The organism is Sphingopyxis sp. (assembly GCF_050725655.1).
Lineage (GTDB): Bacteria > Pseudomonadota > Alphaproteobacteria > Sphingomonadales > Sphingomonadaceae > Sphingopyxis.
The window spans coordinates 75962-83672 of the sequence record NZ_JBOHHT010000097.1 but is presented as its reverse complement, the minus strand read 5'-3'; the positions used below and the strand labels follow the sequence as shown (position 1 = coordinate 83672).

The following is a 7711-nucleotide window of genomic DNA, read 5'->3' as shown; positions in this document are numbered from 1 at the left end:
TCCCGCCTGCGGGAGGGGAGAAGAACGGCCACTACCGGTCGTCAGCCGCCATTCCCTCTTCGTCACCCCGGACTTGATCCGGGGTCCGGCTCGCCGATGTTACAATGGATCCCGGATCAAGTCCGGGATGACGAGGGTGTTGGGAGGTCAGCGGCGCGGCGGCGCCGTCGAGCCGCGCACGACCAGCTTGTGCGGAAGCTGCCGGCGTTCGATCGTCTCGCCGAATTCGAGCAGCAGGTCGGCGGCGGCGTAGCCGAGGTCGCGGATCGGCTGGTGGATCGTGGTCAGCGACGGCCAGACGACCTGCGCGAGGTCGGTATCGTCGAAGCCCGCGACCGACAGCTGGTCGGGCACCGCGACGCCCAGCCGATGCGCCGCGGCGAGGACGCCCGCGGCCATATCGTCGCTGCTCGCGAATATCGCCGTGGGTGGTTGGTCGAGTGCCAGCAAGGCTTCGGCAGCGGCGGTCCCCGACTGGAAATCGAACTGGCCCGGAAAGACCAGCGCCGCGTCGAAGCCGATGCCCGCGCGCTGGAGCGCCTGCCTATAGCCGGTCAGTCGCTGGCCGCTCGCGAAATAATTGCCGTGGCCGGTAACGAAGCCGATGCGGCGATGGCCGAGCGAGATCAGCCAGGCGGTCATGTCATCGGCCGCCTGCACATTGTCGATGTAAACCGCCGAGGTCGCGGTCAGATCGGTGCCCGGCTGGACGCGCACGACGGGAATCTTGCGGCGGAAGAGTTCGGCCAGCGCGGTGCCGACGTCGGTCACCGGCGGGGTCATGATGATGCCGTCGAGCTGCGCCTGATCGATCAGCGCGCCGATGTCGTCGACGAGGCCGGGCGAGTTGATGTCGCACGGCTGGACGATCATGCGAAAGTCCGCCTCGCGGCAGCGCTGCCCGACCCCCGCCTGCATGTTGAAGATATAATAGGGGCTGGGGTTGTCGTGGATCAGCCCGATCTGGAACGACCGCTTTCCGGCAAGCGTCCGCGCCGCCTGGCTCGGGTGATAGTTGAGGCGCGCGACCGCCTCCTCGACCTTTTGCCGCATGTCGTCGCTGACATAGCGTTCCTTGTTGAGCACGCGCGACACGGTCTTGATCGACACGCCGGCGACGCGCGAGACGTCCTTGATCGTCGCCCGTGTCATGCGCGCTTGCGCTCCGTACCGGTGAGGCGAATGAAGTTCACGGTAAGGCGTCTCCCCTGTTGGCCATGCTGACCATCGTTGTCTGCTTAGGCGTTTCACCCGCGCTTCGGCAAGAGAGGGCTTGCCCCCTTCCCTCGCTTCACGATATGGCGCAAACTTATGACAGCGTTGGACAGAAATGAGTTGACCTCGATGCGCCATGCGCATTGGAACAATTTGCCGAGCGGCGGTGACCTGTTCGGCGAATTGCATCTCGCCCAGACGATGGCCGGGACGGCGCCGAAAGGCAGCCTTTTCCCCGGCCTGGCGGCCTGCGCGGTGGCATCGGCCGCCGCGGCATGGCTGTCCGACCATTATGGTTTTCCGATCATCCTGCTCGGCCTGCTCGTCGGGCTGGCGCTTAATTTCATCTCGACCAACGAAGCGACGCACCGCGGGCTCGACTTTGCCTCGCACACCTTCCTGCGTTTCGGGATTGTCGTGCTCGGGCTGCAAGTCACCTTCATGCAGATCGCGGTCCTCGGTCCGGTGCCGTTCGCCGCGCTGATCATCATCATGACCTTGACGATGGGCGCCGGATTTCTGGGTGCGCGGATTTCGGGGCAGACGCCCTATGCGGGGCTGCTCGCCGGCGGCGCGACCGCGATTTGCGGCGCGAGCGCGGCGCTTGCGCTTTACGGCGTGATCGGGCGGCAACGGCTGCCGCAGGCGCAGTTCGCGTTGACGCTTGTCGGCGTATCGCTCGCGAGCGCGCTGGCAATGACCCTCTATCCGCTGCTCGCCGCGCGGTTCGGGCTGAGCGATGCGCAGGCGGGTTTCCTGATCGGCGCGTCGATCCACGACGTCGCGCAGGCGATCGGCGGCGGTTACGCCTTTTCCGACGCGGCGGGAGCGAGCGCGACGATCGTCAAGCTCGCGCGCGTCGCGCTGCTCGCGCCCGTGGTCGCGCTCGTCGGGCTGCTCCTGAAGCCCGAGGACGGTAGCGACCAACGCATCTGGCGCCGCCTGGCCCTGCCCTGGTTTATCGTCGCTTTCTTCGCGATGGTGACGCTCAACAGCGTCGCGCCGATCCCCGATGCGGCGCGCGGCGCCGCGCTCACCGCGTCGAAGACGCTGCTGTTACTCGCGGTCACCGCGACCGCGATGCGGACGCGGATGGACCTGCTGCTCGAGATGGGCTGGCGCGCGGGCGTTCCGGTGCTGCTCGCCTCGCTGACGAGCTTTGCCGTGTCGCTGCTTTTCGCGCTCGCGATCGTCTAAAGCCCCAGCAGCTTTCGCGCGTTGCCCGAGCGGATCTTGGCGCGCTCTTCGTCGGTCAGGTCGAGCTTGGCGAAGGCTTCGAGCGTTTTCGGCAGCGAGATTTGCGGGAAGTCCGACGCGATCAGCACATGGTCGACCCCGACGTTGCGGATCGTCCAGACATATTCGGCCTCGATCGGCGAGTCCGCCGCAAGGATCACGCTCGCCGAAATGTCGAAATAGATATTGTCGGCGAAGAGATTCTCGGCGGTGCGCGCGAGCGCGAGGATGTTCCAGAAGCGGAAACCGAGCCCGCCCATATGGCCGAAGATGAACTTCGTCTTCGGTGCCGCAAGCGCGAGATTGAAGAGCTTTTCATTGTCGCTGGGGACGATGCTCGCATTATCCATCACCACGATCAGCCCCTTGTCGCCCGCGCGCTTGACGAGTGTCAGCACGCGCGGATCGGCGGCGTCGAATTTCTGGGTATGCGGATGGATCTTGAGCAGCTTGACCCCGCGCGCGGCGACGCGGTCGACCTCTGCCAGCGCGGCGTCGCCGTCATAGGGGTGGACGGTCGCGATCGCGATCATGCCGGAGTGCTTTGCGGCGAGCGCGATCAGCGCATCGTTGCGCTTGCTGATGTCGGCGGGGTTGCCCGCGAGCGCCTGATTGGGGCCGCCGAACCACATCACGCCGAACGCGGTGACCGATTGGCCCGATGCCTTGAGCTGCGCCTGATATTCGGCAATCGACGCCTCGCCATTGTGCAGATGGACGTGGGTATCGACGACGGCGTCTTGCGCAAAAGAGGGCGCCGTGGACGCCAGAAGGGCAATCGAAAGCAGCAGGGTTCGCATGGGTGCTCCGGGACGGAAAGGGCGGGATACCCCCGACCTGCCACAAAGCCGGCGCCCGGCCAATTACCTTGGAAGCCATTGTTCGGATTGTGGACACAGGCGAGCGAATGCCGCCCTGCAGGGAGAATGCAGGAGCGACATCGGCAAGGGCTTACTTCCGGACGGTGACCTTGAGGTAAGTCGCAGGGATTTCGGTCCGGTCGGCGCCGCCGCGGTTTTCGCGTTCGAACAATTGTTCGAGTTCGGTCTGCAGCTCGGCGCGCCGGCCGCTCTGCTCGGCGGCGGCGAAGGCATTCATCGTCGGGCCGTAATAGTCGCGGAAGATCGCAAGAAATTCGCGCGGCGTTCCCGTATAACGAAAGGTGTAAGTCGCGCGTTCGCAGGTGATCCGATCCTGCGCGATGCCCGCGGCGCCGAAACGTTCGCGCACCGCATCTTCCTGTCCCCAGGTCACCGGGCTGATGAAACCTTCGGGCGGCGGCGGGGTATAGGCGGCGCAGATCTTGAGCACATGCGCGATGAGGGTCGGATCGCCGGGGATCCAGTTGCCCATTACGATGCGCCCGCCGGGGCGCGTCACGCGGACCATTTCGGCGGCGGTGTCGAGCGGCCGCGGCGCGAACATCGCACCGAAGATGGTGACGACGAGGTCGAAGCTGTTGTCGGCGAGCGCACCCAGGTGCGAAGCGTCGCCCTCCTCGAAGCGCAGGTTCGCGAGGCCGGCCCCGCGAGCGCGGGCGTTGCCGGCGGCGACAAGGTTCGATGCGATGTCAACGCCGAGCACCTTCGCGCCGCGTTCGGCCGACGGCAAAGCGGTGGTGCCGTCACCGCAGCCGAGGTCGAGGACGTCGAGCCCGGCATGCACACCGAGGCTCTCGATCAGCACATCGCCGCTTTCGCGCATGCAGGCCGCGAGACGGGTAAAATCCCCCTTCTCCCAAAGAGCCTTGTTCGGGTTTACCGTCGTTGATAGATTTTCGGTTTGCGGCGCGATGGGGGCCGTATCCGGCTTGGTTGTTGCGAGCGTCACGATAGCCTCCTTGAACGGAACCGGGGGTGGTTCGATAGGACGCTGAATAGGCTTTCCGTGGTCCCATGCTTGAAGACGGCATGGAGAATATATGGAGAAACGCTGCTTTGTCCTTCGGCGCCGCCCTGATCTACCGCTTTGAAGGCTTCGAGCTCGACCCCGGCAAGTTCGAGCTGCGCGAGTTGGGGCAGGCAAAACATCTGGAGCCGCAGGTGCTGTCGCTGCTGATCCTGCTCGCGAGCAATGCCGACCGCCTCGTCAGCAAGGACGAGATCATCGAGAATATCTGGGGCGGACGGATCGTCTCCGAAGCCGCCGTGGCCTCGCGCGTCAAGGCGGCGCGGCAGGCGCTGGGCGACGACGGCAAGGAACAGCACTTCATCCGCACCATCCACGGCAAGGGCTTTCGTTTCGCCGCGCAGGTTCTGTTCGAACAGGTGCCCGGCCCCGTGCGGCGGTTCGCAGCGCCCGCCGCCGATCCATCGCCCCCCGCCCCGACCACGGAGGAACGGCCGTCGATCGCGGTCCTTCCCTTCCATCTCGTTGGTGGCCCCGGTCCGCTGTCGGTTGTAGCCGATGCGCTGGCCGACGAGTTGATCGGCGATCTGTCGCGCCTGCGCTGGCTGCTGGTGATCGCGCGCACCTCGACCTTCCGCTTTCGCGGACAGGAAGCGAGCTGCGAACAGGTCGGCGCCGCGCTCAATGTCCGCTATTGCCTGACCGGCACGCTCGAGGAAACCGCCGGCCGCGTCATCCTGTCGGTCACGCTCGCGCGGACGAGCGACAGTGCGGTGGTGTGGGCCGACCGCTTCACCGCCGGCCGCGACGAATTGCACGAGTTGCGCTGCGAGGTGCTGGAGGCCGTGATCGCCAATCTGGAAACGCGGATCATCCAGAACGAGGTCGAGCGCGCGCGCCGGATGCCCGAAGCGGCGCTTGACGCCTGGTCCTCCTATCACCTCGGGCTCGACCATATGTTCCGGTTCAACCGGTCGGACAATGCGCGGGCGGCCGGGTTGTTCGCGCAGGCGCTGGCGCGCGACCCCAATTTCTCGCGCGCGCTGTCGGGGCTGTCCTTCACGCGCTTTCAGGATTGCTTCCTGCAATATTCGGACGACCCCGACGCGATGGCCGAGCAGGCGCGGTCGCTCGCCGAGCGCGCGGTCCAGCTCGATCCGCTCGACCCCTTCGCGCACCTCAATCTCGGACGCTCTTTATGGTTCGCCGACGCGGTGCCCGAAAGCATGGAGCGGCTGTCGGCGGCAATCGCGCTCAGCCCCAATTATGCGCAGGCGATCTATTCGAAAGCCTGGGCCGAAATGACGCAATGTGATGTCGGGCACAGCGACGAGAATGCCGAACTGGCGCTCCGCCTGAGCCCGCTCGATCCTTTACGCTATGCGATGCTGGGGGTGCGGTCGGTCAGCGCATTGATGCGCGGCGACTACCATAGCGCGCTCGAATGGGGCGAACGCGCGGCGCAGTCGCCCGGGGCGCACAAGCATATCGCGGTGATCGCGGCGATCGCCGCCGAGGCGTCGGGCAATCACGAGCGCGCGGCGCAGTGGATCGGGCGGGCGCGGCAACTCGACCCGCGGGTGTCGCGGGCGACCTTCCTGCGATCCTTCCCCTTTGCCGCGACGAGCGGGCGCGAGGTGATCGAGCGGGCGCTGCGCGACACGGGGCTCTGACGCGGGGACGGCGAAACTGCCGCGTCAGTTCGTCCAGTAGACATAATCCTGCCCGTCTTTCCACGGCGCATTCTGGGGCACGTCGATCCGCACGGGCGCTTCGACCAATCCCGGCCAGATCGGCTTTGCCATGCCCTTGTTCTGCGCGTCGATCATCGCGCGGAGCTCAGCGACGCGCTGTGGCTCGCTCGCGGACAGGTCATGCCGTTCGGTCGGATCTGCCGCGAGATTGTACAGACGCGCCTTTTCAGGCCGCTTCGTCACCTGCAGCTTCCAGTCGCCGGCGCGCACCACGCGATAATCGCCCGAGCGCCAATACAGCGCCGTGCGCTTTGCGGGACCAGCCAAAATATCCTCGCTGTCGACGATCCGGTCGGCCGGCAGCTTCGCCCCCGCCGCGGCCGCGATGGTCGAGAACAGGTCGATATGCCCCGTAGCGTCGGCGCGCGTCGATCCCGGTGCGAGATGCCCCGGCCAGCGCATGAAAAAGGGGGTGCGGATGCCGCCTTCGAAGAAGGTGGCTTTCCATCCGCGATAGGGCGCATTCAGATGGTCGATGCCCGCGTACCAGGCACCGCCATTGTCGCTGGTAAAGATGACGAGGGTATTATCGTCGATTCCCAGTTCTGTCAGCTTCGCCATCACGTCGCCGATGCGCCGGTCGAGCTGCGCGATCATTGCGCCATAGACGCGCGTCTTGTGATCCTTGATCTGCGGAAATTTGTCGTAGTCGGCTTTTGTCGCCTGCAGCGGCGTGTGCGGCGCGTTGAACGCGAGATACATGAAGAAGGGCCGGTTCCGGTTCGCCTCGATCGCCGTGATCGCCTCGTCGGCGAAATAGTCGGTCATATGGCCCTTAGGGTGGAAACGCTTGCTGCCGTTGAAGGTCACCGCATGGCGCAAATTGGCCCACAGGAAATGGTCGATGCGGTCCCATGGCAGCTTTGCGTTCACCGCGTCGGGATCGTCCTCGGGCAGGAACATCGCCGCGCCGCCCAGCACGGCGAGGCTCTCGTCGAAGCCTTGGCGCTGCGGCTGCAGCGCCGGCGCCTCGCCCAGATGCCATTTGCCGATATGGAGTGTGTGATAGCCCGCGGCCTTCACCGCCTCGGCGATCGTCACTTCCTTTGCAGGGACGCCCATATCGGGATAGTCGGGGATGTCCGGCGTAATCAGATCCTTGTGAAAAATCGCCTTGTGCGGTCCCACGCCCTCACCGTGCGAAACGCTTTCCGCGAACTCGACGGGAACCGCGGTATATTCGAACCCGAAGCGCGTCGGGTAGCGCCCCGTCATCATCGCCGCGCGCGACGGCGAGCAGGTCGCGTTCGCGGCATAGGCAGTGGTGAAGTTGATCCCCTCACGCGCGATCGCGTCGATGTTCGGCGTCTTCACGATCCCGCCCGCGACGCCGCCGCCATTGAGGCTGATGTCGTTATAACCGAGATCGTCGGCGACGATCAGAATGATGTTCGGCGGACGCTGGCCCCCAAGCGGACTGACGGGCGCTGTTGCCGGACCTTGCTGCCAGACGACCGCGCGGTTCGGTTGCACGGGGTCCTTCCAGTCCTGAACGATGCCCGGAAGCTTGTATTTATTCGCCTCGAACGCCCAATATCCACCCGCGCCGACGACGGCCAAACCGCACAGGGCAACCCATGTTTTCTTCATTTTCGGCCCCTATCCCATGCTCTCGACTTGCCCCGAAACTATTGACACTATATGTGTCACTATATTGA

6 protein-coding genes are annotated in these 7711 nt (G+C 65.3%); 2 read left to right on the top strand and 4 right to left on the bottom strand.

Going from position 1 to position 7711, the window contains the following annotated elements; genetic code table 11:
- Positions 1 to 147: 147 nt before the first annotated feature.
- Entirely contained in the window at positions 148 to 1152 is a 1005-nt protein-coding gene (locus ACREBX_RS15050; RefSeq protein WP_431562553.1) for a LacI family DNA-binding transcriptional regulator, read from the bottom strand.
- A gap of 192 nt (positions 1153 to 1344) precedes the next feature.
- On the opposite strand from ACREBX_RS15050, the gene ACREBX_RS15045 reads away from it, so the two are divergent.
- Positions 1345 to 2412 carry a YeiH family protein gene (locus ACREBX_RS15045; RefSeq protein WP_431562552.1) on the top strand — a complete coding sequence of 356 codons (1068 nt, stop codon included), beginning with the start codon at positions 1345 to 1347 and terminating at the stop codon, positions 2410 to 2412.
- Here the strand turns inward: ACREBX_RS15045 and ACREBX_RS15040 are convergent.
- Together ACREBX_RS15040 and ACREBX_RS15035 are read right to left on the bottom strand one after the other, a co-directional pair.
- Positions 2409 to 3251, bottom strand: a complete 843-nt coding sequence (locus tag ACREBX_RS15040; RefSeq protein ID WP_431562551.1) for an amidohydrolase family protein — start codon at positions 3249 to 3251, stop codon at positions 2409 to 2411. The two genes, ACREBX_RS15045 and ACREBX_RS15040, sit on opposite strands and share 4 nt — an antisense overlap.
- Before the next feature lie 151 nt (positions 3252 to 3402).
- Positions 3403 to 4281 carry a class I SAM-dependent methyltransferase gene (locus tag ACREBX_RS15035; RefSeq protein WP_431562550.1) on the bottom strand — a complete coding sequence of 293 codons (879 nt, stop codon included), beginning with the start codon at positions 4279 to 4281 and terminating at the stop codon, positions 3403 to 3405.
- Positions 4282 to 4388: 107 nt separating this feature from the next.
- Between ACREBX_RS15035 and ACREBX_RS15030 the strand changes: the two genes are divergently transcribed.
- Positions 4389 to 5972: a winged helix-turn-helix domain-containing tetratricopeptide repeat protein gene (locus ACREBX_RS15030; protein ID WP_431562549.1), complete on the top strand. Its 1584-nt coding sequence runs from the start codon at positions 4389 to 4391 to the stop codon at positions 5970 to 5972.
- Positions 5973 to 5996: 24 nt separating this feature from the next.
- On the opposite strand, the gene ACREBX_RS15025 is transcribed toward ACREBX_RS15030, so the two are convergent.
- Positions 5997 to 7643, bottom strand: coding sequence for a sulfatase-like hydrolase/transferase (locus tag ACREBX_RS15025; protein WP_431562548.1), 1647 nt, complete (start codon positions 7641 to 7643; stop codon positions 5997 to 5999).
- Positions 7644 to 7711: the final 68 nt, after the last annotated feature.

What these genes read in the sequence shown, in the direction of transcription:
- ACREBX_RS15050 (WP_431562553.1), bottom strand. Translation starts at nt 1,152, where the DNA reads ATGACACGGGCGACGATCAAGGACGTCTCGCGCGTCGCCGGCGTGTCG.
- ACREBX_RS15040 (WP_431562551.1), bottom strand. Translation starts at nt 3,251, where the DNA reads ATGCGAACCCTGCTGCTTTCGATTGCCCTTCTGGCGTCCACGGCGCCC.
- ACREBX_RS15045 (WP_431562552.1), top strand. Translation starts at nt 1,345, where the DNA reads ATGCGCCATGCGCATTGGAACAATTTGCCGAGCGGCGGTGACCTGTTC.
- ACREBX_RS15025 (WP_431562548.1), bottom strand. Translation starts at nt 7,643, where the DNA reads ATGAAGAAAACATGGGTTGCCCTGTGCGGTTTGGCCGTCGTCGGCGCG.